The 26,352-nt window shown below is 60.3% G+C and carries 23 protein-coding genes and 2 pseudogenes; 15 read left to right on the plus strand and 10 right to left on the minus strand.

Annotated elements, in window-relative coordinates:
* Nucleotides 1–8: 8 nt before the first annotated feature.
* Nucleotides 9–1,094 carry a catalase family protein gene (locus tag SR3_RS14145; RefSeq protein WP_174549152.1) on the plus strand — a complete coding sequence of 362 codons (1,086 nt, stop codon included), beginning with the start codon at nucleotides 9–11 and terminating at the stop codon, nucleotides 1,092–1,094.
* Between the two features lie 75 nt (nucleotides 1,095–1,169).
* A complete protein-coding gene (locus tag SR3_RS14150) occupies nucleotides 1,170–2,291 on the plus strand; it encodes an NAD(P)-dependent alcohol dehydrogenase (protein WP_068087142.1) in 1,122 nt (373 codons plus the stop codon).
* A 210-nt stretch (nucleotides 2,292–2,501) separates the two neighbouring features.
* Here SR3_RS14150 and SR3_RS14155 read toward each other — a convergent pair whose 3' ends face one another.
* The 3 genes from SR3_RS14155 to SR3_RS14165 all read right to left on the minus strand — a co-directional run bounded on the left by SR3_RS14155 (nucleotide 2,502) and on the right by SR3_RS14165 (nucleotide 6,586).
* Nucleotides 2,502–3,209, minus strand: coding sequence for a hypothetical protein (locus SR3_RS14155; RefSeq protein WP_169805639.1), 708 nt, complete (start codon nucleotides 3,207–3,209; stop codon nucleotides 2,502–2,504).
* A 9-nt stretch (nucleotides 3,210–3,218) separates the two neighbouring features.
* Entirely contained in the window at nucleotides 3,219–5,618 is a 2,400-nt protein-coding gene (locus SR3_RS14160) for a membrane-bound PQQ-dependent dehydrogenase, glucose/quinate/shikimate family (RefSeq protein ID WP_068087144.1), read from the minus strand.
* Between the two features lie 71 nt (nucleotides 5,619–5,689).
* The gene (locus SR3_RS14165) at nucleotides 5,690–6,586 is read right to left on the minus strand and encodes an alpha/beta fold hydrolase (RefSeq protein WP_068087145.1); all 897 of its coding nucleotides are present in this window, start codon (nucleotides 6,584–6,586) and stop codon (nucleotides 5,690–5,692) included.
* Between the two features lie 252 nt (nucleotides 6,587–6,838).
* Between SR3_RS14165 and SR3_RS14170 the strand changes: the two genes are divergently transcribed.
* The gene (locus SR3_RS14170) at nucleotides 6,839–7,102 is read left to right on the plus strand and encodes a DksA/TraR family C4-type zinc finger protein (protein WP_068087148.1); all 264 of its coding nucleotides are present in this window, start codon (nucleotides 6,839–6,841) and stop codon (nucleotides 7,100–7,102) included.
* 81 nt (nucleotides 7,103–7,183) lie between these two features.
* On the opposite strand, the gene SR3_RS14175 is transcribed toward SR3_RS14170, so the two are convergent.
* Nucleotides 7,184–7,657, minus strand: a complete 474-nt coding sequence (locus tag SR3_RS14175) for a DUF4186 domain-containing protein (protein ID WP_245653919.1) — start codon at nucleotides 7,655–7,657, stop codon at nucleotides 7,184–7,186.
* Between the two features lie 78 nt (nucleotides 7,658–7,735).
* On the opposite strand from SR3_RS14175, the gene SR3_RS14180 reads away from it, so the two are divergent.
* From SR3_RS14180 to SR3_RS14200, 6 genes are all read left to right on the plus strand, one after another.
* A complete protein-coding gene (locus SR3_RS14180) occupies nucleotides 7,736–8,971 on the plus strand; it encodes a cation:proton antiporter (protein ID WP_245653920.1) in 1,236 nt (411 codons plus the stop codon).
* A gap of 354 nt (nucleotides 8,972–9,325) precedes the next feature.
* Nucleotides 9,326–9,511, plus strand: coding sequence for a hypothetical protein (locus tag SR3_RS31320; protein WP_157098851.1), 186 nt, complete (start codon nucleotides 9,326–9,328; stop codon nucleotides 9,509–9,511).
* Between the two features lie 660 nt (nucleotides 9,512–10,171).
* Complete coding sequence (locus SR3_RS14185; RefSeq protein ID WP_068087154.1) at nucleotides 10,172–10,975, plus strand: P-loop NTPase family protein; 804 nt, start codon at nucleotides 10,172–10,174, stop codon at nucleotides 10,973–10,975.
* 324 nt (nucleotides 10,976–11,299) lie between these two features.
* On the plus strand, nucleotides 11,300–11,815 hold the full coding sequence (locus SR3_RS30615) for a cupin domain-containing protein (protein WP_084455564.1): 516 nt from the start codon (nucleotides 11,300–11,302) through the stop codon (nucleotides 11,813–11,815).
* A 169-nt stretch (nucleotides 11,816–11,984) separates the two neighbouring features.
* Nucleotides 11,985–12,518 carry a hemerythrin domain-containing protein gene (locus SR3_RS14195; RefSeq protein WP_068087159.1) on the plus strand — a complete coding sequence of 178 codons (534 nt, stop codon included), beginning with the start codon at nucleotides 11,985–11,987 and terminating at the stop codon, nucleotides 12,516–12,518.
* A gap of 130 nt (nucleotides 12,519–12,648) precedes the next feature.
* Nucleotides 12,649–13,383: a Crp/Fnr family transcriptional regulator gene (locus SR3_RS14200; RefSeq protein WP_068087162.1), complete on the plus strand. Its 735-nt coding sequence runs from the start codon at nucleotides 12,649–12,651 to the stop codon at nucleotides 13,381–13,383.
* Between the two features lie 489 nt (nucleotides 13,384–13,872).
* Here the strand turns inward: SR3_RS14200 and SR3_RS14205 are convergent, their stop codons facing one another.
* Nucleotides 13,873–14,433 (minus strand): fasciclin domain-containing protein, encoded by a 561-nt coding sequence (locus SR3_RS14205; protein WP_068087164.1) that lies wholly within the window; start codon nucleotides 14,431–14,433, stop codon nucleotides 13,873–13,875.
* A gap of 294 nt (nucleotides 14,434–14,727) precedes the next feature.
* On the opposite strand from SR3_RS14205, the gene SR3_RS14210 reads away from it, so the two are divergent.
* Both SR3_RS14210 and SR3_RS14215 read left to right on the plus strand, forming a co-directional pair.
* Nucleotides 14,728–15,318, plus strand: coding sequence for an NADPH-dependent FMN reductase (locus tag SR3_RS14210; protein WP_068087167.1), 591 nt, complete (start codon nucleotides 14,728–14,730; stop codon nucleotides 15,316–15,318).
* Nucleotides 15,319–15,538: 220 nt separating this feature from the next.
* A pseudogene (locus SR3_RS14215) lies at nucleotides 15,539–16,118 on the plus strand (IS701 family transposase); the annotation flags it as partial.
* Nucleotides 16,119–16,345: 227 nt separating this feature from the next.
* Here SR3_RS14215 and SR3_RS14220 read toward each other — a convergent pair.
* Entirely contained in the window at nucleotides 16,346–18,679 is a 2,334-nt protein-coding gene (locus SR3_RS14220) for a bifunctional diguanylate cyclase/phosphodiesterase (RefSeq protein ID WP_245653921.1), read from the minus strand.
* A 4-nt stretch (nucleotides 18,680–18,683) separates the two neighbouring features.
* Nucleotides 18,684–19,304, minus strand: coding sequence for a plastocyanin/azurin family domain protein (locus SR3_RS14225; protein WP_068087170.1), 621 nt, complete (start codon nucleotides 19,302–19,304; stop codon nucleotides 18,684–18,686).
* A gap of 103 nt (nucleotides 19,305–19,407) precedes the next feature.
* On the opposite strand from SR3_RS14225, the gene SR3_RS14230 reads away from it, so the two are divergent.
* Both SR3_RS14230 and SR3_RS14235 read left to right on the plus strand, forming a co-directional pair.
* Nucleotides 19,408–20,301, plus strand: coding sequence for a DUF3034 family protein (locus SR3_RS14230; protein WP_068087173.1), 894 nt, complete (start codon nucleotides 19,408–19,410; stop codon nucleotides 20,299–20,301).
* A 48-nt stretch (nucleotides 20,302–20,349) separates the two neighbouring features.
* The gene (locus SR3_RS14235) at nucleotides 20,350–20,841 is read left to right on the plus strand and encodes a group I truncated hemoglobin (protein WP_068087275.1); all 492 of its coding nucleotides are present in this window, start codon (nucleotides 20,350–20,352) and stop codon (nucleotides 20,839–20,841) included.
* A gap of 71 nt (nucleotides 20,842–20,912) precedes the next feature.
* On the opposite strand, the gene SR3_RS14240 is transcribed toward SR3_RS14235, so the two are convergent.
* From SR3_RS14240 to SR3_RS31325, 3 genes and pseudogenes are all read right to left on the minus strand, one after another.
* A complete protein-coding gene (locus SR3_RS14240) occupies nucleotides 20,913–21,341 on the minus strand; it encodes a hypothetical protein (protein WP_068087176.1) in 429 nt (142 codons plus the stop codon).
* Between the two features lie 147 nt (nucleotides 21,342–21,488).
* On the minus strand, nucleotides 21,489–23,264 hold the full coding sequence (locus SR3_RS14245) for a sensor domain-containing diguanylate cyclase (protein WP_068087179.1): 1,776 nt from the start codon (nucleotides 23,262–23,264) through the stop codon (nucleotides 21,489–21,491).
* Between the two features lie 910 nt (nucleotides 23,265–24,174).
* Nucleotides 24,175–24,285: pseudogene (locus SR3_RS31325) on the minus strand (IS3 family transposase); the annotation flags it as partial.
* A gap of 396 nt (nucleotides 24,286–24,681) precedes the next feature.
* Here SR3_RS31325 and SR3_RS14250 point away from each other — a divergent pair.
* Complete coding sequence (locus tag SR3_RS14250; RefSeq protein ID WP_068087181.1) at nucleotides 24,682–25,266, plus strand: RNA polymerase sigma factor; 585 nt, start codon at nucleotides 24,682–24,684, stop codon at nucleotides 25,264–25,266.
* Between the two features lie 17 nt (nucleotides 25,267–25,283).
* A complete protein-coding gene (locus SR3_RS14255; RefSeq protein ID WP_169805640.1) occupies nucleotides 25,284–26,300 on the plus strand; it encodes a FecR family protein in 1,017 nt (338 codons plus the stop codon).
* Nucleotides 26,301–26,352 lie beyond the last annotated feature (52 nt).

Below are 26,352 nucleotides of genomic sequence, written 5' to 3' on the forward strand. Positions count from 1 at the left end.
GCCTGCCCATGACTCCAGTCCGCTATACCCCCGATGTGGAAGTGATCGACCCGGAAGAACCCCGCATTCAGGCCCAGCTCGTCGAGGCCTTCCGCGAGATCAGCGAGACCACTCATCGCGATCTCGGCCACGGCTACCGCGCTGTCCATGCCAAAAGCCATGCTCTGCTTAAAGCTACCTTCAGCGTGCTGGCGGGGTTGCCCGCCGAGTATGCGCAGGGGCTCTTTGCCACCCCCGGCACGCATGACGCCCTCCTACGGATTTCGACAAATGCCGGCGATCTGCTGCCCGACACCGTTTCCCTGCAGCGCGGTTTTGCGATCAAGGTCTTCGACGTCGAGGGCGAGCGGCTGCCTGGCAGCGCCGATGCCAGGACACAGGATTTCCTGCTGGCCAATGGCATCGCCTTTCCCACCGCCGGCCCGGAACCCTTCTTGCGCACGCTGCAATTGCTGGCCAAGACGACCGACAAGGTCGAGGGGCTGAAGAAGTTCATCTCGCTGGTGTTCCGCAACCTTGAGAAGGGTGTGGAAGCGCTGGGCGGCGAAAGCGCCCTGCTGACCACGCTGGGGGGGCACCCCAACACCAACCCGCTGGGCGAACGTTACTTCAGCCAGGCGCCGATCCGCTATGGTGACTATATGGCCAAGGTTGGCCTGTTTCCGGTCTCTCCCAACTTCACGGTGCTGGAAGGCAGGGAACTGGACATCGATGGTCGTGAAAATGCCCTGCGCGAAGAGATCGGCGTGATCCTCGCCAAGGAAGGCGGACGCTGGGAACTGCGTGTGCAGCTCTGCCGCGACCTTGGCGCCAATCCGATCGAGGATGCTTCCGTGCCCTGGCCGGAAGAGGACAACCCCTATGTGGCGGTCGCGGTGATCGATGTTGCTCCGCAAAGGGCCTGGACGGGCGAACGCGCGGCCATTCTGGATGACCAGATCGCCTTCAGCCCTTGGCATGGCATTGTCGAGCATCGCCCGCTCGGCGCGATCATGCGGGCCCGCAAGCCTGCTTACGAAGCATCGTCGGGGCTGCGCGGCAGCTTCAACGGTTGTCCGATGCATCAGCCGGGCAGCGCGGCATTGCCGGACTGACCGAGGCTCCTGCCGCAAGCAGGCGCTCGGGGCACGTGCCTTACCCTGATCCTTACCCCCATCGGAGCCAAACCAATGATCAAAGCCATGGGATATGCCGCCCATCACGCCTTTACCGGCCTCAAGCCGCTGGCGTTCGAACGGGACGAGGCCGGGGCGGGCGAAGTGGAGATAGAGGTCCTGTTCTGCGGGGTCTGTCATTCTGACATTCACCAGGTGAAGAACGAATGGTCGAACACTGTCTATCCCTGCATGCCGGGGCATGAGATCGTCGGACGCGTGACCAGCGTGGGGCATGGCGTGACCCGGCATGCCGTGGGCGATCTTGTGGGCGTTGGGTGCATGATCGACAGTTGCCGCAGCTGCGCGCCATGCCAGGCCCGTGAGGAAAACTACTGCGAGGGCCCGAACAGCTGGCTTGCCACCTACAACGGCCCCATGGTGCCCAGGGCGATGGCGCCCACAGGCCGCAACATGTATCTCGCGGACAACACCTATGGCGGCTATTCGACCGTCATCGTGGTGAAGGAGGACTTCGTTCTCAAGATCCCCGATGGCCTGCGCCCCGAGATCGCGGCGCCGATCCTGTGCGCGGGCGTCACCACCTATTCGCCGATGAAGCACTGGGGCGTAAAGGCGGGTGACCATGTGGGGATCATCGGCTTTGGTGGCCTGGGCGACATGGCAATCAAGCTGGCCAAGGTAATGGGCGCGGACGTGACGGTCTTCACCACCAGCGAAGACAAGTTCGGCGACGCGCGGGCCATCGGGGCACGCCCCGTGCTCGAGAGCGACAAGGACGCATTGCAGGGGCTGGCCAACAGTTTCGACTTTATGCTCTCGACCATCCCCGAGAAGCACGACATCAACCCCTTCATTCCGCTGCTCAAGCGTGACAGGACGCTGGTGGTGGTCGGTGCCCTGGAACCCTTGGCGCCGGTCAACAATATGGCGCAGGCGGTACATCGCAAGTCGGTGGCAGGCTCTCTTATCGGCAGCATTGCCGAGACGCAGGAAGTGCTCGACTTCTGTGCACAGCATGGCATCGGCCCGGACATTCAGGTCATCGCCATGCAGACCATCAACGATGCCTATCGCGACATCGAGAAGGGTAAGAGCCGCTATCGTTATGTGATCGACATGGCCTCGCTCAAGCAGGAGATGGGTGCGGCTGCTGCCGACGCGATGCAAGTCTAGCGACTTCAACTCAGTTCCCGAGAAGCTGGCGAAGGAGATTTGTGTGTCATCTCCTTCGCCAGCGCCGCGGTGCCGGTGCACTCTGGGGTGAAGCGAGCTTGCAGGGGGCAGGTGGAGAACGCGCCGCCAGAACATGTCCGGGAGCGCGGCATGAAAAGGATTTCAGTCGTGAGCAGGCCACCGGCGGTCCCTGGAAACCTCGATGGACGCCTATGTCGCGTTATGATGCGCTGACGTGGCCTCATCATCCCGGTCATGCGGGCTGGAGCCGAAGCCGCTGCCCCCACCACTGCCCATTCCCATGCCGCCGCCCGCACCGCCACCCTGCTTGTTTTCACCCCCGCCATTCTTGTCCTTCTCCTTGCCTGCAGGTCGGGCGGGGCCCTGCATGGGGATCGAGATGTCAGAGGGGATGGGGTCGAGATCAAGGGCTTCGCGGATGAAGGCGCGAAGGGCGATCACCAGATCCTGCGTATGGACGGGTCGCCCTGCCACGAGTTCGCAGGCGGCCTGGGTGGCGAGACGGACATGCTCATCCGTGCCCAGCAGGATGATGTCGGACAGCGCGCCCTCCACCGCATCCCTGATGCGCCGCGCCCGGTCCGACGTTTCGGCTTTCTCCGGGGTGAGATCGAGCGCGGCCATCGGCTCGGTCGGCGTGGCCTCACCTTTGCGGTGCAGATCGCGCAAATGGCGCGGGTCCACAGTGAGATCGCCGGTGAAGGAGCCGCCCAGAACCTTGTAGGCGGCGATCAGCGTACGCAAGCGTTCGTTGATCTGACGATTGGAACGCTCTCGGCGCTGCTGGATGGCCAGCATGGTCACCAGCCGCAGGCCGACGCCGATGGCTGTGAACAGCGTCAACCCCAGCATGGTGCTGACCAGCGTGTGCCATGAGGTGAAATCAAGCCCGTGCAAGGTACGGTCTCAGGACCTGGGCAAGGCAAAAGCGAACACGCTGTCGCCGTTGCGCGTACCTAGGCCGCCATGGCCGCCCGCCGCGATCACGACATATTCCCGCCCGTCACGCCCCTGATACACAGAGGGCGTCGCCTGACCGCCCGCGGGCAGCCGGGCCTGCCAGACGATCTTGCCGGTTTTCTCATCGAGCGCGCGAATATAGTCGTCGGCATAGGCGCCCACGAAGATCAGGCCGCCCGCTGTCACCACATTGCCGCCGATGTTGAAGATGCCGGTGGGTAGGGCGACATTGGTGTGCGCCTTGAACAGGCCCATGTCGCGCGTGGTGCCAACCGGGCGCTCCCAGACGATTTTGCGGGTGACCAGATCGATCGCCACCATCTTGCCCCATGGCGGGCGGATGCAGGGTGCGCCAAGCGCGTTGAGCCAGGGCTTGACCGTCACCTCATAAGGCGTGCCATATTGCGGGCCGTTGGCAAATTCGGGTGGCTGAGGATAGGGCTGGCCGCTCTGCCAACCCGCCCAGGGCTTAATCAGGCCTTGTTTGATCGCCTCATCATGCGGCGTCGCCTTGGCAATAAAGGGGATGTAGCTGGTGTTGGCGATGAAGAGATGCCGCGCCGGGTCGATGGTGCCGCCTTGCCAGTCCATCACGCCGTCGAAAGCTGGATAGGCGATCGAGCCTTGCGTGGAGGGCGGGGTGAATTGCCCTTCATAGCGCATCGAGCGGAACTGGATGCGGCACATCATCTGGTCGATCGGCGTGGCGCCCCACATGTCGTTTTCGGTCAGATCCTTGGGCGCGAGCGACGGCATGCCCGTGGAAAAGGGCTGCGTGAGGGAGAGATGGTCACCCGGCAACGGATTTTGCGGGACCGCCTTTTCTGTGACCTGTGCGAGCGGCTGCCCATTGCGGCGGTCGAGGAGGAAGATCTCGCCGCGCTTGGTGGTTTGCACCAGGGCCGGCACACCGCCGGGAAGATCGACCAGTGAACCGGCGATCGGCAGGTCGAAGTCCCATACGTCGTGATGCACGGTCTGGAAATGCCAACGCTCCTTGCCGGTATCGAGATCGAGGGCGACGATGGCCGAACTGTATTTGTCATCGAAGGGGCGGCGGTGCGCCCCCCAATAGTCGGGCGTGGCATTGCCCATCGGCACATAGACCATCCCAAGCTTGTCGTCGGCGGTGTAGGCGCCCCAGCCATTGGGGGTGCCGCGCGTATAGACCTCGCCAGCCGCGAGCTGCGAGGTGGGATCGGCGCGGCCCATGTCCCAGGCCCAGGCCAGTTGGCCGGACGTGGCATCGAAGGCGCGGATCACCCCTGATGGCTCGCCCTCGGTCTGATTGTCATAAATCCAGCCAGACAGCATGATCTTGCCCCGCACAACCAGCGGCTGAGAGCTGATGAAATGGAAGCCCGGGGGCACATTGCCCATGCCCTGGCGGAGATCCACATAGCCGTTGGTTCCAAAGCTGGAGCAGAGCGCGCCACTGCGCGCGTCCAGCGCAAAAAGCCGGGCATCCGCCGTGGTGGAGATGATCCGCTGGCCACAGGGCGCATTGGCATCGGCAGCCTGGAAGTAGGCAACGCCGCGGCAGGCCAGATAGATGTTGGGCTTGGTGTCATTCTGCGGGTGGAAGCGCCACCGCTGCTTGCCGGTCACCGCGTCCAGCGCCACGATATCGCGATGGGGCGTGCAAAAATAGGTGGTGTCGGCGATCTTGATCGGTGTGGCCTCGAAATTGAATTCATGGCCATGCGCGTTCTCGCCCGATTGAGGCAGATCGCCGCTGTTGAACTGCCAGGCAACCTGCAATTGCTTCACGTTTTCGGGCGTGATCTGGGCGAGGGGGGAGTAGCGGTTGCCATCGGCGGTGCGCCCATAAAATTGCCAGTCACCATCGGCAACGGAAATGGTCGGCGGGCTGAAGGGCGAGGCGGCTGCGATTTCGCCATGCCTGTCCCAGCGCAAGGCGGTGGTGGCCCAGCCAAGGCCGAACACCAGAACGATCAACAGGGCGCAGATGCCGGCGCCGGACCAGCGTACGACACTCCATGCTTTTTCAGGAATGCCGAAGCGACCCGACACCCATGGCATCGCAAGCCAGAGCCCAAGCACGGCAGGCGCCACCAGGCGGGGCACCAGGGCCCAGCCATCGAGCCCCACCTCGAAGAGTGACCACAAAAACGTGATCAGCAGCACGGCCCCATAGATCCAGAGTGCCATCCGGCGCCGTGCGATCACCAGAGCCCCTGAAAGCAACAGGCCAATGCCGGCGATCAGATAATAGGCAGACCCACCCAGCTTGAGCAATTCAATGCCACCGATACCCAGCACCAGAGCCAGAAGGATCATCAGCGACCCTGTGATGCCGGTCGTGGTGAAAAGTCGTTGCCGCATTGCCGTTTTCTCCCAGATCGAGAGGTGCAACGCTGCGCATGGAACAAGGGTCCGTCTGGAAAAGGCAGCGGTCAGGCCTCAGGCCTCACGATAGCTTGGGAGAAAAAGCGCAACAGCAGGTCCGTCACTGTCGCGGGCGCTTCACGCGTCGGGAAATGCCCGATACCGGGCAGGCCGATCAACTCAAAGGGCCCACTGAACTTCGAAGGGACCGGGTCGAAGCTGCTCTGACAGGTCACCCCATCCTCATCGCCCTTGATGAAGAGGGCAGGGTGGTGGATCGTCTGGGTGGCTTTCACTTTGTCTTCCAGCCAGACGCTGCGGGAATCGGGCTCAGCGCTTCCCCAGCGTGAGCGGTAGCTGTGAAGCGTGACTTCGACCCAGTCCGGATTGTCGAAGGACTTGGCCACGCGGGTGAAGGTCTCCTCATCGAACCAGCCCCCAGGCGCCCAATTGACCCAATGGACATGGGCAAAGCCGTGGCGATCCTCCCGAACTGCCTGCTCGCCGCGCGGCGTTGCCATAAACCAGTGATACCAGTAGCGCTGTGCCTGTTCGAAGGAAGGCGTCAGCATGCCGCCAAGCCGTGGCGGGGTCGAGAGCATGGCGAGGCGTTCGACACGCGCGGGCCAGCCCACCGCCAGCGCTTCGGCCACATTGGAGCCCCAATCGTGGCCCGCGACAGCAAAGCGCTCGATCTGCAGGGCGTCGAGCAGGGCGATCATGTCCATTGCCAGCAAGGCGCTGTTGCCATGGCGCGGAACAGCGTCGTGCAGAAAGAAGGTCTGGCCAAAGCCTCGCCACGCTGGAACGATCACCCGGTGTCCGGCCAGAGTCAGGGCCTTCGCGATGGGAGTCCAGGTCGAGGCGTCATCCGGCCATCCGTGAAGCAGGAGGACGACTTTGCCGTCACCAGCACCCAACTCTTCGTAATTCTGGTCGAGATCGGTTGTGGTGACCGAGGGCATGGATGCTGTCCTTTGCGTTGCAAAATCGTGTGGCGGTGGGAGACGGGATGTAAGCCGGTCCCTGACCCCGCAGTTCCCGACCGTCTCGCCTGTTCGCGGAATGCGTCGCGCCATGGCTTGTTGCCCGCTGCTACTTGCGGCGTGATAGGCCACCCCCAGTTTGCGATAGGAGCATGCTGAGTGCCCCGCGTCGCATCGGACCTATAGGGCCGCTGGTCTTTTCCATCAGGATTGGGAAAAAGGACAGAGACCATGGCTGGAGGATGGACCCGCGACGGAGCAGTGCAGGACCAGATCGAGGATAGTGTGAAAGAAGCGGTGGATTTCGCGCGATCCCGCATGCCTGCCGGCGATGGCGAAACCTTCTGTGTGATGTGCGGCGAGGAAATCGCCGAAGCGCGGCGCAAGGCTCTCCCGGGCGCACGCACCTGCGTTGCCTGCCAGGAAAAGCGAGACAGCAGCGCGGCCAGGTCCTCCTTCAACCGTCGCGGCTGCAAGGACAGCCAGCTGCGATGACAGGCGCTTGCGATGACAGGCGCTATGATGGCCGCGACAGCTGTCTCGCGCAGGGTTGGCCGCCGGAGTTATGGTCGGCACCTATTCGCGCGAAGAGGCCGCGCTCGTGCCCCCGGAGGCTATCCCACCGGTGCCGGTCGTTGGCTGAGAAATTGCTACCTGTAGCCAGCGCCGAATTGCAGCCACAATGTGCTCCTGCTGCTGTTGGGTGAGTTCATGCCCGGCGGGGATGCCATACCATTTGGCGAGACAGCCGCGACAGCAGGTCGCGGTGGCGTGCTGGGTGATAAAGATCGGGTGGCCGCGCATCGGGGTCTGCTTGCCATCATTTTTCGGTATGGCGGGGGCCAGACGTTTGACGATAAAATCACGGGCGTGATCCAGCACCGTGTCGAGCCCACGCTGTTCCAGATACTCCCGCTCCTTGCTTCCCAGCTTGAACCGACTCCGAAACCGCGACTGTGCGAGGCGCGAAAAGACAAGATCGAGGTCACGCATCGCTTGGCTCATTGTGCTCATATCCATGATCAGGGCTACGCCCAGGAAATTGATCACAATGGGCTCAGGTCCATACCATGGAACGATTATCTCCAACGCGGTGGGGAGCCATATGTGCTCGTGAGACTTGAATAGATGATGCTGGCTGTCTCCTATCCTCTGTTGCTTCTGGTGATCGGCGCACTGCTTTTGCTTGGAAGCTGGGCGCCGATGATGTTGCGGCGTCTGCCGCTGTCTCTTCCGATGCTCTGCCTGCTTGCAGGCTTCGGCCTGTCTTTCACCAACCTCGTCAGATTGCCCGCCGGCCCCCTGGGCGATGGCGGTATGGCGGAGAAAATCAATGAGATGATCGTGGTTCTTGCCCTGATGGAGGCCGGGTTGCGGCTCGATCGGCGTTTCAGCCTGCGGCGCTGGGCTTCCGTCTGGCGCCTGTTGTTGATCGCCATGCCGCTGACAATTGGTACCCTGCTCCTGCTTGGCCATTACGCTCTCGGGTTTGGCTGGCCCGCTTCGCTGCTGCTTGCCGCTTCGCTGGCGCCCACAGATCCGGTTCTTGCCGCCGATGTCCAGACAGGACCGCCCGGTGCCGGCGAGGATGGTGAGACGCGCTTTGCCCTCACCGCTGAAGCCGGGCTCAACGATGGCTTCGCTTTTCCGTTTATTGTGCTGGCGCTTTTGCTGGAACGGGGCGTTGCCGACATCGGCCATTGGCTGGCGGCCGATCTGTTCGGAGAACTGACCGTCGGTCTGTTGGTAGGCACCATCGTGGGAAGAGCGGTCGGCTATCTTCTGTTCGAATTGCCTGCGATCAAACTGTCCAACACCGGAGAGGGGCTCGCTGCCATCGGTGCCACCCTGTTGTGCTATGCCGTCACGCTGATGCTGCAAGGCAATGGTTTTGTCGCGGTGTTTGTCTCTGCGATCGCCATCCGTTCAACCTGTCCGGACGATGCATTTCATGTCACCATGGCGGAGTTTTCCGCGCAGGTCGAGCGTGTGTTGGTGATGCTAATTCTGCTCGTGCTTGGCTGGGGCCTGGGATCGGGACTGCTGCAAGCCATCACGCCGATGGGCGTCTGCGTGGCACTCGTCCTGATCGCCGTGATCAGGCCGGCCTCGGCGCTGATCGGTTTTGCAGGCTCACGCGAGGGCCGTTATGCGCGGATGCTGATCGGATTTTTCGGGATCAGAGGAATCGGTACGCTCTTCTATCTGCAGTATGCCTTTAACAGGCAACCCTTCGCCGAAAAACAGGCGATCTGGGCCATTTGCTCATTAGCGATCGCGGCATCCGTCTTCGTTCATGGGATACTTTCAAAACCTGCCATGGCCAGGGCTGATGCGCGAAGGTTGCAAAACCAGGAAGGGTGAATGAGCATGACGCGGGGCTTCAATCCTCCCATCACAAGCGAGCCCTCCTGAAGAGGGGCGGGTCATCGATTAAGGTATGCTCTTCTTCGGGTTCTTCGTTACGGGAGAGTGGAAAAATCCTTGAATCCTCCAACATCCACCGCCTGCTTTCTCTTAATGCAGCGAAAAATGCATAACATAGATTAATTTTCACAAGAAAGTTTTTTGGTGATTGTCGATTGGTCTTTTAGAAGCCGTGGGACACACAAAAGGCTTTTACGATCTATGCGCATCGTCGTTTCAGTTGATATCATCAAGCCGTCGACGCCGCCGCGAAGAAATCCGATGTGCTCACACAAATATTATGGGCGTTAAATGACCATCGGAACTCCCAGAATTCTTAATTATCCTCTCATTCATGAAACCAGTTGGAAAGCAAATTTGCTGGCACGTGCTGCTTTGGTTGCGTTAAGCGATGATGGGGCACGAGAGTTGGTGGAGATTGAAGCTCAAGCCATGCTTGATTATCTATGGGACATTGGCTTCAGGCCAACCGTCTGAATTCTGAGCCAAAATTTCTACTGCCGAGACCAGGATTTTCTGCGGCCAATATGTTTGGCTCTTGTCCAGAGCGTTCTGGCCCAGCCATGGATGCGTGGAATTTCAGGGGCCTTCTCGTAGGAGAGACCAGCGATTTCTTTGCCGAACCAAACGCTGCAACGAAGTGTAGAAAGCCTGCCAACACGGTTCATCCTGTTTTGTGGGGAATGGCCGTCGATGAAAGATCGTGCTTTTCCTGGGCGGGGGAAGAGTGTTCATTGAAAATGCTCTCCTCTCGTTTTTCATGCGAAACATTTGCGTCCTTATCTGAGATTTAGTTCTTAAGGCGGGATGGTAGGGGACCGCGTGCATGGGTTTTGCAGGCTCTCCTTTCTTCCTCCCATGCTCGGTTCGGCTGTTCAGGCGATGAAAATAGCAACAAGCCGGGCGCTGCTCGGGATGATCGGCAAGAGCGGGCGTCAAATAGCGGCATGGATCGCGGCATCAAACTAGGAGTAAGGACCCAAACGCCTCCCTGCACCTTTCAACAGGTGAAAAAAGCGGCCTGTGAAACGGCCGACCAAGCAGGAGGCAGGACATGCCGATTTTACTCTGGCTCATTGGTGTTCCCATTCCGGTCATCATCCTTTTGCTGCTGCTCTGGCACTGAGGAGACGGAACATGGCGACCAATCCAAATTATTCGTTGGCCCCCTCCGCTGCAGGAGCGGTCGAGTCGAGCCGCTCCGCCGTCAATTGGGGACCGGTCTTTGCCGGCGCGGCGGTGGCGATGGGCAGCACGCTCATTCTCCTTTCGCTGGGCTCGGGTCTGGGCTTTGCCGTGGCTTCTCCCTGGCCCGGTGCAGGGGTGGCAGCGACCAGCTTCGTCATTGGAACCGGCATCTGGCTGATCGTGACCCAGTGGCTGTCCTCATTCCTGGGCGGCTATCTCGCCGGTCGATTGCGTACGCGCTGGACGAACGTCCACACGGATGAGGTCTTTTTCCGCGACACGGCGCATGGCTTCCTGGCCTGGGCGGTTTCTGCAGTGTTGATTGCCGGGATCGCGCTCAACGCGGCAGCGGCGGCCACCGGTGCGACGGCGGCCTCCGCGGCAGCATCGGCAAGCTATGCGGCTGACACGCTCATGCGCTCCAACCGCCCGATGACCGAAGCGTCTTCGGCCAACGCGCGGGCGGAGATCACTCGGGTCCTTGCTCATGGCGATGTCGATGACGCCGACCAATCCTATCTGGCGAACCAGGTTGCGGCTCAGACGGGATTGTCACCAGAGGAGGCGCGCAAGCGTGTCGGCAACACCGTCCAGGCGCTGCGTGAAACGGCCGACAAGGCCCGGAAGGCGTCCTCCGCGATCGGCTTCTTCACGGCGCTCTCGATGGTGATCGGTGCTTTTATCGCAAGCGTTGCCGCAGCTTACGGCGGTCGTCAGCGCGATGACCATGAGGATCGTGTACGGCTGGGCTGACAAAATCAGCGATGATCTGGTGATTGCGCATCGGGTGCGTGGCTGGTGCAACGTCTCCAGACGCGCACCTGACGCGAACTAGGTATGGACCTTACGACGCCCACGCCCACTCTCCTGGGGCTATTCAGCCAGACACTTCGCGTAGGGGCGGCGTCGTGAGCAGTCTGGCGTCGTTCTCTGCCTCGTCGCGAAAACGCGCCTGTGGCTGACCTTACCCACGCCGAAATCCATGTTTTCTGACGAATTTCATGCGGCAAGAAACACGGCTTATGCGGTGAACCGGGGTGCCAATGTTCGTTTGTGTCAGCGAAAGGCTCTATCCTCATGGAGATCATAACGTTCCGCCTCGCCGAGCATGACTGGGTGCCAAACAACCCCAGACTGCCTGTCATCATTTATCGGCAGCCACTGCCCTCCGCCAGAGTAGAAGACCTGATCGGTGAATTCGAAAGGATCTTCAAGGCGCATGGCTGGCCGCCGCAATGGCGCGACGGCGTGTATGACTATCACCATTATCATTCCACCACCCATGAGGCGTTGGGTGTGGTTGCAGGCCAAGCTGTGTTGACGATTGGCGGTCCAGGCGGGCGCGACATAGAATTGAGCGCAGGTGATGCGATCCTCCTTCCAGCCGGCACCGGCCACCGGGCGCTGAAATCTTCCAAGGATTTCCTTGGGGTCGGCGCTTACCCGGAAGGCCAAAGCTGGGACATTTGCCGCGAGGCACCTGACCCTGAGGCACGTTTGCGCATGGCATCGCTGCCTTACCCGGAGCATGATCCTGTGATGGGGCCTGGCGGTCCGGCCTGTGTGCAACGGGCTGCGCAACTGGACGATTAGCAGCAGCGCGCAGGCCCTCCTGGAAATTGGCGGGTCACATGTAGGCTCCTATGCCAGTAGGGCTGACAATCGTACTGATGCAGGTTAACTTTGCTCCAACTCGATGGGTCTTTGCGCGCCACAGTCGGTTCCTTCTCGAAATACCCAAAGGACATCTTGGAGAGAACCGATGACTGCGACCAAAACCAAGGCCAAGAACGCGGCCCATGCCACAAGAAGCGGATCGAAGTCGGGCCGCAAGGCAGCACGGACAGCAGCCAGGCCTGCCGACGCCATCAAACTGCTGAAGGCGGATCACAAAGAGGTAAAAACCTGGTTCAAGCAGTACGAAGAACTGGAAGGCAATGCGGACAAGCAGGCACTTGCGGATAAGATCTGCCTGGCGCTCATCGTCCATACCCAGATCGAGGAAGAAATCTACTATCCAGCAACGCGCGAAGCGATCAACGATGATGATCTTCTGGACGAAGCTGAAGTCGAGCACGCCAGCGCAAAGCAACTGATTGCCGAAATCCGGAGCATGAAGGCCGGCGATCATCTGTTTGATGCAAAGGTCACCGTACTGGGCGAATACATCAACCATCACGTCGAAGAGGAGGAGAGTGAGATGTTCCCTGAAAGCAGGGATACGGATTTGGATCTCAAGGCTCTGGGCGAAAAGATGGCAGCTCGGAAAGCTGAGTTGATGAAACAAGCGAAATAAAAAGCCGGGGGGCGTTGATCGCGCCAACATGCTCCTGGCTCTTTATCACGCTCCCGCGAAACTTTGCCCGCTTTCCTGTCTTAATGTTCGAGGACATTGGACGAGACCGCGAGGGAGAGACGCAAGGATCATGTTCAGTCAACGCTTCCTGAGAGACAAGCGGGGCGTCAAGCTGATGCCTCCGGAGCGGGCTGCGCTCGAGAAGGCCATCAGCGAAGTCCGGCATGTTCCGGCCCGCACAACACTTATGCGTGCAGGGCACCAAATCGATGAAAGCACTCTTTTGGTCGATGGCATCATGTCGCGCTACATCGATGACCGGAATGGATTGCGCCAGTTGGTTGCCATCCATGTGCCTGGCGATTTTGTTGACCTGCACGCCTTTCCACTCAAGGTTCTCGAACATGACGTGGCGACGATGACGCCGTGCACGGTCGCAGTTGTTCCCCACGCAGCGTTGGAGGTGCTGCTCAAAGACTTTCCTGACATGAACCGTAAGTTGTGGTTCGCCACATTGATCGATGCGGCGATCCACCGGGCCTGGCTGTTTCGGATGGGGCGTCTTGATGCGCTTGGGAAGGTGGCACATTTCCTCTGTGAAACCAATGCGCGCCTTGTGTCGGCCGGGCTCAGCGACGGCCGGCGGTTTGACCTTGATCTGACGCAGGCGGATCTGGCGGAGATTTGCGGCCTGACATCCGTTCATATCAATCGGGTCATGCGCCAACTGCGCGATGAGGGCCTTTGTGCCTTTCGCTCATCGGTGGTCGAGCTGTTCGACCCAGAACGTCTGAGCGCCCGCGCGCAGTTCAACGACGCGTATCTTTACAATGACAAGGCTGCGAATACGGTCTCTGTCCCCTGAAAGGATGGTTGCATGAGGACGCAATCGAGCATTCCCCAGCCAGAAACCGAGCCGGGTGTTGCAACTGCGGAAGAGGGGCTTGTCATCCTTGATGGACCTGCAGGCGTGGCTGTGACGATGACACCAGAGGCGGCATCGCTCACTGGACACAGTCTGATGTCAGCGGCCCGCCTAGCCTATGAGCAAACGACTCGTTCTGCTCGGTAGAAAGCGCGACCGATGCGGTTCTCTGACATGACCCCCTGATTTTCCTCCAAGCTTGATTAGAGTCCGGCCCATCGCAACGCGTATCGAAGACAACAAGCGCTTCTATCCGGCCGACGCGTATCATCAGAATTTTTATGCGTTCAGACCGAAGTACCCCTACATCGTCATCAACGATCGCCCCAAGGTCGAAGCGCTCAAGCGCCTGTTTCCGGCCATTTGGCGGGGATAAACTTCAGGTTCGAGGGAGGCGCTCGGGTTCCGCGCGCCTCCCTTTCAGATCCATCAGGGCATCAAGACGGTATCCACCACATGGATAACTCCGTTGGACTGCATGACGTCCTTGATCGTGACCATCGACATGCCCCCCTTGGCATCGGTGAGGATCAGCTTGCCCATTTTCATTGTCGCGGTGAGCGGTTCGCCCTGCACCGTGGTGAGCGTGGCAGAGCCATTGCCCGCCTTGATGGCCGCGGCAATCTGCATGGCGGTCATCTTGCCGGCCACCACGTGATACGTCAGGATCTTGGTGAGCATGGCCTTGTTTTCCGGCTTCACCAGCATATCGACGGTGCCGGCCGGCAGCTTGTCGAAGGCGGCATTAGTGGGCGCGAAGACCGTGAAGGGACCAGGGCCGGAGAGCGTATTGACCAGCCCGGCAGCCTTGACGGCCGCGACGAGCGTGGTGTGATCCTTGGAGTTCATCGCGTTCTCGACGATCGTTTTCGTCGGATACATGGCGGCCCCGCCAACCATGGGGTTGGCAAAGAGCGGGCTGGCGAGCGCCGGAGTCAGCGTCAGGATCGTGGCGGCGGCCAGCGCGTTGCGGAAGGTGAAATGCGTCATGATGGCATCCTTTCTCGGCGACCCCAGAAAGGGAACGCTGGCGAAGATACGGGCCGCGACAGGAATGGATGCGAATATAATTTCGATTTCAAAAAATACCTTGTGGAATTATTTATTATTATCCGGCGGAACAAATGGTTGCCGTGACATTTTCAACCCTCTTATTGCCATAATTTCGTCTCCACCCCTTCTTTGCCTCAGAGAAATATGCATAGGGCATCTTGGGCCAAGGTGCGGTCCGCAAGACATTTGTGCGGGCGGTCGAAGGGTGGCGCTACGCGAGAGGGACTGACAATGGCTGACCGCATTCTCGTGTTTTACGGCTCCTATCGCAGCGATCGGCAAGGCATCCGCTTGGCTCGCTATCTGGTTCGCGCCCTCCAGGAGCGGGGCGCGGCCGCCGAACTCATTGATGCCAAGCAGGTTGGCCTGCCGATCCTTGACCGCATGTATAAGGAATATCCTGAAGGCGAGGCTCCCGGCAATCTGGAGCAACTCGCAGTCAAGATACGGGAGGCAGATGGCTTCCTGTTTGTCACGGGCGAATACAATTGGGGCATGCAACCCGGGCTCAAGAACCTCACCGACCATTTTCTCGAGGAATGGTATTGGCGGCCCGCAGCCATTGCCAGCTATTCGGCGGGGCGCTTTTCCGGGGTGCGCGCCGCGAACGCCTGGCACGGCACGCTCTCTGAGATGGGAATGGTGGTGATCTCGAGTGCGCTTGCAGTCGGCGGGATAGGTCAGGCGCTTGATGCAGACGCCAATCCTGTCGGGGACGGCGGCGCGGCTCTCAACCGTGCCTTTCCCCGCTTCGCAGATGACCTTGTCTGGTGGATAGAGGCGGCGCGGAACCAGCGTGCGAGGATGCCACCACCCTACTGAAGGCTGCCGGAGCGAGGCTTGTTGCTCCGATACAAACCGGGGTGCCGGAAACAGCTTTGTTCCGAGTTTTACCTGACAACCGTTGTTCCTACCCTTGTCCCTCAATCCGGTCAGTGCGCTTTATTCTAGCACTGCTTTGGCAGAAATGTGATTTTTGGGATTCCCTTTTTAGCGGATGCGTGATTCATGAGGAACCAGCTTTGACGGAGGCTCGGGATGGAGGCTGCACCATTTTATCGGCGCTGGTGTCTAGGACAGCGCACCGCTGGAAACCGCTTTATGGGAACAAGCCGATGCCCTCGTGGGCGGGACGAAGGCCTGGTTGATCATCGATGACACGGCCATGCCCAGAAGGGCACCAACTCAGTCGGTGTGGCGCCTCAATATGCCTCGAGGCTGGGTAAGCGGGCCAACTCCCAAACCATGGTTTAGCTTCGCTGGCCTACGGCTCGGTGACGCTGGTATCGGGCGAGGTTCCCGTCATGTTGAGCTTACGGCTGTTTCTACCGGATAGCTGGACCGAGAATGAGGAGCGCATGATCAAGACCGGCGTTCCTGAGGAGTTTCGCCAGGTCAAAACGAAGCCTTCCATCGCGATCGAGGAGATCGACCGGATCGCGGCTTCCGGCGTCCGTTTCGGCTGTGTGCTGGCAGACGCCGGCTATGGCCTGTCAGCCCCATTCCGGCAGGCCTTGAGCCCACGCGGGCTTTGCTGAGCGGTGGGCATTCTCAAGTATCAAAAGGTCTATCTTGCCTACGTGCAACTGGTGTTCCCCGTGGCAGGGCGTGGACGGCCACGCCTGGCGTAGATATGGATGACGCGCTTACCTTGTCAGAAAGGACGGAAATTTGATCAGGGGTCGGCCGCGCGAGGAATGCTTGTGGCCGGCACCTGGCTTAAGAGTTGTGGGAGCTGGAAAGGCGGGTTCCGAGGTTGGTTTTGCTTAGCCACCATAGGTTCAACCGGTCGGTGCAGTTGCGCGGATGACGGCAAGCTGCGATTGATCAGGTGCCTATGAACTAGCAATTAAGCCGCGTTCTGCCGATTTTCGGTGTTTAGCTTCAGCAATCTGCCGATTTCCGAAGCAGGCATCGGGCGGCTGAAATAATAACCCTGAATATGCGAGCAGCCCTGATCGCGCAGAATGTCGAGTTGGTCGACATTCTCCACGCCCTCTGCCGTCGTTTCGATGCCCAGCGCTTCGGCGAGGCTGGTGATCGACTTGATGATCGCGGTGGCCCCGTCATGCGAGAGCAGATCGACAATGAAGCTGCGGTCGATCTTGATCTTGTCGAAGGGAAAGGCGCGCAGATAGCTGAGCGAGGAATAGCCCGTCCCGAAATCGTCGAGCGCCACGCGCACCCCCATCGCCTTCAGGCTGTGGAGCGAGGCCAGCGTGCCTTCGACATTGTCGATGAACAGGCTTTCAGTGATTTCCAGTTCGAGCCGGCCCGGCTCCAGCCCGCTGGCGGCCAGCGCCTGAAGCACGATGGTGTTGAGCGAATTGCTGCGGAACTGCACCGGGGAGACATTGACGGCGACGCGGATGTCCTCGGGCCAGCTGGCGGCAATGCGGCAGGCCTCGCGGATCACCCATTCTCCGATGGGGATGATCAGGCCGGTCTCCTCGGCCACGGGAATGAAATTGACCGGCGAGACACTGCCGCGCATAGGGTGGTTCCAGCGCAGCAGGGCCTCAAAGGCCGTTACCCGGTTCTGCGACAGGCCGAAAAGCGGCTGGAAATGCAGCTCCAGTTCGCTTCTGGCCAGCGCGTCATGCAGGTCGATTTCCATCAGGCGCCGCTCTTGGGCCTCGGCGTCCATGCCTGTCTCGAAATAACGATAGCCCGCCTTGCCGTCGCTCTTGGCGCGATACAGCGCCAGATCGGCGTTCTTGAGCAGGTCCATCGGCGTGTCGCCATCGGTGGGGGCCATGGCCAGGCCCACGCTGGTGCCGATGACGATGCGGTGGCCGTTGACGAGGAAGGGCTGGCTGATCGCCGCCAGAATGTCGCGCGCCAGCGCGGTGGGGGAGCGCAGATCGTCATCCATCACCACCGCGAATTCATCGCCGCCCAGCCGCGCGACAAAGCTGTCGCCACAGGTGGCGATCAGGCGGCTGGTCACCTCGCACAGCAAGGCGTCGCCGGTGGGATGGCCCAGCGTGTCGTTCACCGATTTGAAATTGTCGAGATCGAGGCACATCAGCGCGCGCTGCTTCGCCGGGGTCGCATGCGCCAGCCACAGCGCCATATGCTGGCGCAGCAGCGTGCGGTTGGGCAGGCCGGTCAGCGCATCGTGAAACGCCAGATGTGTGATCTGCCGCTCGCGCTCGGCGATATCGTCGACCATGCGGTTGAAGCTGGTCGCCAGCCGCCCGAGTTCGTCGCCCGTCTCGATGGTGACATGGGCATGCTCGCCCATGCTCATGCGCTGGGCGGCTTGGTTGAGCGCGGTGATCGGGCGGGTGAGGCGCCGCGCCAGATACCAGCTGCCCGCCACGGCCAGTGCCACGCCGACCACGCCCAGCCCCACCACCAGCCAGATCAGCGGCATATAGCCGTTCATCGCCTTGCTCAGGCTGTATTCCAGCACCAGCACGCGCGGCCCCATATGGCTGTTGGGCAGGAAGTTGGTGACCGGAATGGCCTGAACCAGCATCTGCTCCCCGTCCACATTGCGCAGGGCGGCGCTGTTGCTGCCCGCCTTGGTGACGGGAATGCCATGGCCCAGATCGGCCACACGCATGATGCGCGGCTTCATGTCCAGCGCGGTCAGGCGGGCGATGTCGGTCAATTCGTCCGACCCGACCGGATTGGCGAAGATCACCCAGCCTATCAGCGTGGGAGCCTCGATCGGTTCGGCAACCGCGGCATAGGTCTTGCTGCCCAGCTGGACGACGCCCTTCTGCGCGCCGCCGTCCAGCGCCTTCCACAGATCGTCCCTGAAGTCCTTGTTCAGATGGCCCGCATAGCCGACAATCGAGCCATCGAGCCCGACGACCATCGCCTGCTCGATGCCCTGCCGCTGTTTCAGACTGTCGAGCGCGGAGATGATCGTGGGCGCGTCGCCCGTGGCCAATGCCGTGCGAAAGCCGAAATCATGCGACAGCACGCGACCGGCCTGCTGCATCTGGTCATAGCGCATCGCGGCCATGCGTTCGAACACCGCGCTGCCCGACGCCATCTCCTGGTTGATCGTCGCCTCGGCATAGCTGGCGATGCCATAGCGCATGCCCATTACGATCAGCACTATCGTGATCACGGTGAGCGCGCCATAGAACAGCGTGATCTTGCGCGAAAGCGAGGAGAGCCAGCGCCGGGGGATAAGGGCGCGAAACAGGGCGGAGGGCCGGGCCAAGGCCTTACATGCCGCGCAGGGTCAGCGAGACAGGCTTGCTGACCACGCCCGAGGCACCCAGCGCGACCTGCATCACCATCTCATTGTCGGGCGTGCGCGCCATCGGGTGCCAGATCGTCACCGTGGCATTGCCGCCTGGCATGCCAGAGATGCGCACCGTGCCGTCATGCCCGCTTTTGGCGGCATAGGGCGTGTCGACCACCTTGATGAAGCCGCTCATTCTGTCGTGGATGTTGCAGCCCAGCGCCACCGCTCCTGCCGTCCGGAAGGTGTAGGTGGGCACTTCGGATTGCCCGTAGAGTTTCATGTTGAAGCGCGCGGGCTTCGAGTAGGAATAAATGTGGTGGCGCACATTGTCCTTGTTGGGAAAAGGAACGGTGGCGCCCACCGGCACGATCAGCACATGCGGGTTGAAGGCGATGTTCTGCTGCACCATCGTCAAAGGCCAGGGAAAGGTGATCGGCCGGTTGGGCAGGCCCGCAGCCGGTTTCACCGTGACGACCGCATCGGCGACGGGTTTGCCCATCTGGTCGACCACATGCAGTTCCAGATCGCCCGCGATGGCGAGCGAAGGGGTCAGCAGCATGACGGCGAAACCCGGCAGGGGGGTGAGGAAGCGAAGCATGGAGCTTTGCCTAGCGTAAAAACCGCAAAGGGCGGGTTAACGCAAAACGGGGAATTTTAGGGCTATTGGCGCTCCATTAACCATTTTCCGTCAGGCAGACGGGATGCGAAAGCCTTTCTTCCGATCCGTCCTGTCCCCGGCTGCCTTCGGCCTGTGCGCCTCATGCCTGTTGCCGGTCACGGCCAGCGGCGAGCCCTTGCGCAATGAGGGCAAGCTGCTGCTGACCAATGGAATCAGCACGGTGGAGGGTGCATCGGGTGGCGGTCTGGCCCCATGGGCGACGATTGCGGGCAACGAGACCAAGGATGGCATCGGTGTTTCGGCCCATGTCACCGACGATGAACTCAAGGATTACGAATATCGCAGTGCGGGCGCGGCGTTGGGCCTCTTCAATCGGCTCGAACTGTCCTATGCGCGCCAGAATTTCAACACGCAGAAGATCGGCGCGGCGCTCGGGTTGGGGCGGGACTATACGTTCAGGCAGGATGTGGTGGGGGCCAAGCTGCGCCTGCTAGGCGATGTGGTCTATGACAATCCGCTGGTTCCGGCGATTGCCGTGGGGGTGCAGTACAAGCACAATCTCAACGGCAGCATCGTGAGGGCGTTGGGGGCGAAATCGGCCTCGGGGGTCGATGTCTATGCCAGTGCCACAAAGCTGATCCTGGCTGACAGCCTGCTGGTCAACACCACGCTGCGGATGACGAAGGCCAATCAGATCGGCCTTCTGGGTTTCGGCGGCGACAAGAGCGATGCCTATCATCTCGAGTTCGAGGGCTCGCTGGCCTATCAGCTGTCGCGGCGCCTGGTCGTGGGCGGTGAGTATCGCAGCAAGCCCGACAATCTGGGGGTGGCCCACGAAAACGCCTGGTTCGATGGCTTTGTCGCCTATGCGGTCAACCGCAATCTGACGGCGACCGTGGCCTATACCGACCTTGGCTCGATCGCCACCATCGACCGGCAGCGCGGCGCCCTCTTCTCGTTGCAAGCGGCTTTTTAAGCGGAGATTGATCCCATGTTCGTTCTGATCGCAACCTCCGCGCTGATGATGGCGCAGCCGCCGGTCTCCACGGATGCCGCGCCCGACACGCCGCCGCCCGGCGCGCCCTATGCCGTGCCGGGCGAGGAGAAGGTTGATCCCTATACTTTGAGCCCGCAAAATGCCGGGGCGCGGCCCTTTGCCGGAACAGGCATGGCGCATGCCTTTCACGGGCAGGAGGGCATCCACCGCATCGTCGAACGTTTCACCCAACTGAGCTATGACGACAAGGTGATCGGCGAGATCTTCTTCAAGCATGACAAGGTGCGTTTCAAGCGCACGCTTTTCGAGCAGTTCTGCTTCCTGCTCAACGCAGGATGCAGCTACAGCGGGCGCGACATGGCCTCCTCGCACAAGGATCTGGGGGTGCAGCAGGCCGATATGAACCGGCTGGTCGAACTGCTGCAACGCGCCATGTCCGAAGAGCATGTGCGCTTTGCCGCGCAAAACCGCTTCCTGTCCAAACTCGCACCGATGCGCCCGGATGTTGTGGTACGCTGAATGGAGGCTCGTTATCCGCAAGCAGTTCACGTGCATCGAATGTCAGGCTTTTCAGCGGGAACTGAAATCCCTCAATAGCCGTGTAATTTCAGCCGCTGGATCTGGCCGTCGCGCGTGTCACAGACGTAACTTCCACGTCTCAAGGGGCCAGGTTGATCGGCGTTCTGCGCTGCTCGCGATTGGATGTAGAACACGCCAGCGATGCGAAAGCCCCAGTGCTTCCAGATCTCCTGGGTCACCGGACCAAGCCGAGCAAACCCTGCGCCGGATGTTTGCTGGGACACGGCTTGGGAACATAGATCCAGGGCGAGTTTCCGGCCGGTTTCCTCGCCCCAACGGCCGTCGCCTTCTCGGTGTGCCGCCACGGTCGAATACTGCGCCTGCTCGTAGCGGGGTTCCAGATCCTGGTCGAGGTCTTTACTTCCGGTGGGGGCCGCATAGGCCAAGGTTGCGCCGCTAGAAAGTGTGAGCGCCAAGCCCAGAGTACAGATCGAATGCAATCGCCCCTCCCAATCCTTGCCGCCAGGAAGAGGCGACGCCCCGTTGCCCACGGTGGCGACGCCCGTCGGGCAACTGATGGTTGACCATGGCACATGCTTGCGAGGTCTGCATGTTAAGGAGTGTCAAACTGTCGGGAGGCAGATGCGTCAGGCGGCAACGCGCATGCAATTGCGGCCACCATGCTTGGCTTCATACATGGCGATATCGCTGCGATGCCATAGCTGACTCAACTCTTCTCCAGCCCGGACCTCAGCCAGCCCCATACTGGCGGTGATGTTCAGCGAGCCTTTGCCGGGCACGGAAATGGCAAGGCTGGAGATCGCGGCGCGCAGCCGATTTGCCGCGATTGCAGCACGGTCTTTGTCCAGGTCCCAGAAGAGCACGGCAAATTCTTCTCCGCCGACCCTGGCGATGATATCATCCTCTCGTAGTTGCGCGCGGGCGGCCTGCGCCACGGTTTGCAGGACCCGGTCACCGGCAGCGTGCCCATAGGTGTCGTTGATGGCCTTGAAGTGATCGAGGTCGAAAAGGGCAAGGCTGGCTTCGCAAGGTGACATGGCCAACTGCCCTAGCCGCTGCTCCATGATGTCTTCAAAAGCACGCCGATTGGCGATGCCGGTTAGCACATCGGTCCGCGCTGCCGTGCTGAGACGAAGCTCAGCTTCCTTCCTTTCCGTGATATCTCGGATCGAGCCCACAACACCCAACTGGGTACCCGTCGGTGCCTGGACTGTGCGAAGCATCGTTTCGTACCAGCGAATGGAGGCGAGGTCGGGGCCACGGTACTGAGCCCTGATAGCTCTTCCAGGCGAAGCCATCGCCTGCTCGTAAGCGAGCCATAAATTGGGCAAATCATCTTCCAAGACGAGGGTTCGTGCGCTCCGCCCGATCAATTCTTCGGGCGCTATGCCAACGATTTGAGCGACGGCGGGTGATGCATAGCGAATGGTGCCCCCGACCGCGACATCGACAATGCCATCGCCAAGGCTCTCGGCCATTGCGCGGTATCGGGCTTCGCTTTCCCCGACACGATCTGTCAGATCGCGATGTTGTCTCAGCAGGGCAGCGATGGGGAGCACCAGCAGGGCAGAGCAGCCAATATAGGCCTGCAGGAACAGTGCCCGGAGGCCCACCGAGGCATGCACGAGATTGACCGGCCCAAGGCCATGGACCGTATAAAGGCCGCCGATGATCGCCACAATGACACAACTGCCGATCGCACCAACGCGTCCACACAGGATCGTGGCCAGCGTCATGGGCAGAAATGGAACAAATAGGATCGGAAGCGCGCTCTGACGAAACACCACCGCGGCGACCAATGCGACCAGAGACAAGGCCAGCGTTGTCACGAGGCTGCTCGATCTGGCCTCGGTCCGCCAGTGCTTTGCATCTCCTGACAAAGCCACAAACATCAGCGGGGTGAACAGGGTAGTGCCCAGGCCATGGGCGGCAAACCAGGTAAAGCAATTGGTCCAGAAACCGCCGCCAGTAAAATGACTGATGGCAGCCGCACCGGCCAGAGCCGAGAGCGCTGGCCCTGCAACCCCAGCCGACAGCAAAAAGACGACGATGGCGCGAACGGTATCAATCCTCAGCCCCATTCCGCAGGCCCAGCGGATGCCGAGCGCAGCGATCAATGGGTCCATGAGATTGGCGACCATGATCGTGGGTGCGGCTCTTATGCCAAGGCCAAAGCAGCTCACCATCACCAGAATGGCGATTGCGGCAGGCAGAAAAGCTGCCCCCCATTTCCGAATGGGCAAAAGCGAAAGCTGAGCAAGCAAGAGGCCCGAGGACAGCCAGATGAATGCTGCTCCGCCATCAAATCGCGTGAAGGAAACTGTAAGGGCAGCCAACACGAAATAGGCGAAACCCACCAGCCAGAGGCGTATCGTCAAGGTCGTAAGAATGATCCGTCGCATTCGAAGCCTTTGAACCAACACGCCGGAACATTGGGTTAATACACAGAGATCCAAAGAACATTTTACACCGGGCGTTTCCGGCATTGAGAGGCACGCAATCTGAAAATCTTGGCGAGCATGTAATAGAGTGCCAAAGTCGTCATATTGGCCAAATGCTCAACAGAAGAGCGACAAAAAAACAGCAACGCAATCAGCGAAAATTCAACAATGGCCCACCGATCGAAATCCACTTTGCCGCTGGTCGTATTCGAGGAATTGTGTACCCGGCCTGGTCTCTGGTAGGCCGGATACACAAAACGCAGACATGCGCACTGGGAGCGTTGCAGTCCACGCGCTGCCCCTAACGCAAGGATTAGATTTTTCCAGTACCTGCCATGTAAATTTTGGCGCTCCGTAAACTACATTTTACCCGTGCCGCCCCATCACCCAGCAATATTCTGTAACGATTGGATTGCGAGATTTATCTCATGTAACGGCTGTGTAAATCCATTCGCTCGTAGATGGCTTGCAGCTTCAGGAAGCTGCTCGACGCATTGATTGACCGTATGAACGTCCATAACCCTCTCCCCAAATGAGGTCATTTGACGGCAACAATTCTCGGTGCGCCCCTTATGATTTGTTTGTGCAGAGTACCATACTTGCAGGCGGATGCTAGCGCCCAAGCGAACAGTTGGTTCGTGGCTTATGGAAGGCCCAAAGGCGGGGTATGGTTAGGGGTGAAGAGCTTCTTTTCGCGCGGGATGATAATCCGGAAATCCGCCATTTCAGAGATTGTCGCGGCGGAGGGATTATACGCCGTGCGACCGCTCTACCTGAACCAGCGGCCCCTTTCACCAGGCGACGCAAATTCAGTGAAGATTGGAAAGACTGGGGCCTGCTGCCGGTTTGATGGACACCGAGATAAGGTTCTTCAAGCTACCCCAGCCTGGCGTTCGAAGTCGATAGGGCTGAGATAACCTAGGGTCGAGTGCCTGCGGGTGGGATTGTAGAAACGCTCGATATAATCGAACACATCGGCTCTGGGCTGTTATAAGCGGCCCGGTTCGCTCGCCCGATGAATCTCAATGCATCAGACTGCGATTGCCAAGGGTGAGCGCTATTGTCGAATTTTCAGGGCTTGCAGATTCACAAAACTGTAGTAACTTTCGCGGGCGCTGCAAGGTAAGCAGCGTCGAGGCGTGAGAACCTCGCTTGAAATTGATGAAATTCCAATCCGCCCTAAACTAAGAGTCCGGGTGGCCGACGCGCATGTACAAGCCGCTTGCGGCTAAAGGCGTCGGCGCGTGTTCAAGCATGTTCTCAACACCCGGCTTTTGGCCGGCTTTTGCCTCGCGACACAAGGCAAGCCGTGCATGTTTTCTCGAACGATCAACTGTTTCTCAAGCCATGCTGAGAGACCTCCTATACGGGGGCGGCAATGGCGGTGATCTTGAAATTTCTAGGCGGTCTGGTTCCGCGCCTTGCCGGGGGCGGTGGTGCGCTGCCCGATGGTCGCGTGACCAAGGGAAGCATACTTGTTCTTGACGATCTGTATCGACGGGAGGGGCCAGAAATCATGCGCAGCATCGCGAGGCGGTCCGATCCTCAGGATGCCGAAGACATCCTGCATGACAGCATTGTGCGTCTCGCAGACGCAATGGCCGAAGAGAAACCGGTCGTGGTGCGGCCAGGGGCCTTACTGAACAGCATTTCGACCAACATACAGAAAGATCGCGCGAGATCTGCCTTCGAGCGTGCCCGTGCCCGCAGCGTGCCGATAGAGGATGTGGACCTCCAGGCGCCGGATATGACGTCCACCCTTGAGGCGCGCGATATGATTGCCCGTATTCAGAAAGCGCTGAAGCGACTAAACCCGAAGACATGCGAGATTTTTCTCGCTCACCGTGTGGATGGGCAGTCGTATGGTGAGATCGCCGATCGGATGGGTATGAGCGTCAAAGGGGTTGAGTGGCATATGAGCAAGGCAATCTGCCACCTCGATCGCACGCTGAGGTCGCTTTGATGGTCGAGGAGGGTCCGGTGAACGGATTCACCGAAAAGATGCGCGAAGAGGCAGCGGCGTGGCTCGCCCGGATCAACGGTCCTGATGGCGAGGCTTGCCGCCGCGAGTTCGAGGCCTGGTTCAATGCCGATCCGGGGCATGCCGCGGCTTTTGAGGCCGTGCTTGAAAGTTGGGAACAGAGCGAGCCGCTTGTTGCGAGGACGCCTGCTGTCCAGAAGCGTGCGAAAGCGAAGGCCCGGAAAAAGGGATTCCGGATGCCGTTGGGCATCGCTGCCGCGCTTGGTGCGGGACTGCTGGCGCTGGCTGGCCTGAGCATTCATCACGTCATCGGCTCTATGTCGAAGCGTAACGACGATCGCGAGCTGATCAGTCGGCTGGGCGAGATCCGGACCCTGACGTTGGACGATGGCTCAAAGATGACGCTCGACACGGCCAGCATGGCGAAGGTCGCGTTTACGGACGGGGAGCGCAGGGTCGTTCTTGAAAAGGGGCGGGCGCGTTTTGAGGTCGCGCACGATGCCGCACGGCTGTTTGTGGTGCAGGCCGGTGACCGTCTGGTCGTTGCGCATGGCACGATTTTCGATGTTGCTCTTGGCGCACGAGCCATCGCCGTAACCCTGCTGCGTGGCTCGGTGGAGGTCAAGCGCACGGCTGATCGCGGCGCCCCTGCCCATACAGGCCAGATGCTGATTCCAGGTCAGAGCCTCGCGTTACCGGTCGGTAAGGCCCAGGCGGTTCCCCCGGTTGAGCCCAAACCGTTTCCCGCTCGCTCCGGTGAGGATAGCTGGCCATCGGGCATGCTGGGGTTCGACAGCAGGCCTTTGAGTGAGGTGATAGCGATGGCCAATCGTTACAATGAACATCACCTTGTTTTGGCGGAGCCTAAGCTTGGCGAGCTGCTTTTCACGGGGACTGTTGCGGCGAGGGATGCCGCTGGCCTTGCAGATATGCTTTCGGGCTCGCTGCATCTCGCGGTGTCAGGGGATCGGCAGGGTAATTTCATCCTAAGCCGATCGCCTCAAAAAAAGCACTAGGGTAAATCGGAGGCTATTTCGTCGGGGTCCCCAGGGGCGGCCATGTGGCCGT

Source organism: Novosphingobium rosa NBRC 15208, assembly GCF_001598555.1.
GTDB classification, from domain to species: Bacteria; Pseudomonadota; Alphaproteobacteria; order Sphingomonadales; family Sphingomonadaceae; genus Novosphingobium; species Novosphingobium rosa.

Coding starts and splice junctions, on each gene's coding strand:
- SR3_RS14245 (WP_068087179.1), bottom strand. CDS start 23,264: ATGCGACGGATCATTCTTACGACCTTGACGATACGCCTCTGGCTGGTG.
- SR3_RS14185 (WP_068087154.1), top strand. CDS start 10,172: ATGGCGACCAATCCAAATTATTCGTTGGCCCCCTCCGCTGCAGGAGCG.
- SR3_RS14145 (WP_174549152.1), top strand. CDS start 9: ATGACTCCAGTCCGCTATACCCCCGATGTGGAAGTGATCGACCCGGAA.
- SR3_RS30615 (WP_084455564.1), top strand. CDS start 11,300: ATGGAGATCATAACGTTCCGCCTCGCCGAGCATGACTGGGTGCCAAAC.
- SR3_RS14170 (WP_068087148.1), top strand. CDS start 6,839: ATGGCTGGAGGATGGACCCGCGACGGAGCAGTGCAGGACCAGATCGAG.
- SR3_RS14195 (WP_068087159.1), top strand. CDS start 11,985: ATGACTGCGACCAAAACCAAGGCCAAGAACGCGGCCCATGCCACAAGA.
- SR3_RS14225 (WP_068087170.1), bottom strand. CDS start 19,304: ATGCTTCGCTTCCTCACCCCCCTGCCGGGTTTCGCCGTCATGCTGCTG.
- SR3_RS14230 (WP_068087173.1), top strand. CDS start 19,408: ATGCGAAAGCCTTTCTTCCGATCCGTCCTGTCCCCGGCTGCCTTCGGC.
- SR3_RS14250 (WP_068087181.1), top strand. CDS start 24,682: ATGGCGGTGATCTTGAAATTTCTAGGCGGTCTGGTTCCGCGCCTTGCC.
- SR3_RS14235 (WP_068087275.1), top strand. CDS start 20,350: ATGGCGCAGCCGCCGGTCTCCACGGATGCCGCGCCCGACACGCCGCCG.
- SR3_RS14150 (WP_068087142.1), top strand. CDS start 1,170: ATGATCAAAGCCATGGGATATGCCGCCCATCACGCCTTTACCGGCCTC.
- SR3_RS14200 (WP_068087162.1), top strand. CDS start 12,649: ATGTTCAGTCAACGCTTCCTGAGAGACAAGCGGGGCGTCAAGCTGATG.
- SR3_RS14180 (WP_245653920.1), top strand. CDS start 7,736: ATGATGCTGGCTGTCTCCTATCCTCTGTTGCTTCTGGTGATCGGCGCA.
- SR3_RS14160 (WP_068087144.1), bottom strand. CDS start 5,618: ATGCGGCAACGACTTTTCACCACGACCGGCATCACAGGGTCGCTGATG.
- SR3_RS14165 (WP_068087145.1), bottom strand. CDS start 6,586: ATGCCCTCGGTCACCACAACCGATCTCGACCAGAATTACGAAGAGTTG.
- SR3_RS14210 (WP_068087167.1), top strand. CDS start 14,728: ATGGCTGACCGCATTCTCGTGTTTTACGGCTCCTATCGCAGCGATCGG.
- SR3_RS14205 (WP_068087164.1), bottom strand. CDS start 14,433: ATGACGCATTTCACCTTCCGCAACGCGCTGGCCGCCGCCACGATCCTG.
- SR3_RS31320 (WP_157098851.1), top strand. CDS start 9,326: ATGACCATCGGAACTCCCAGAATTCTTAATTATCCTCTCATTCATGAA.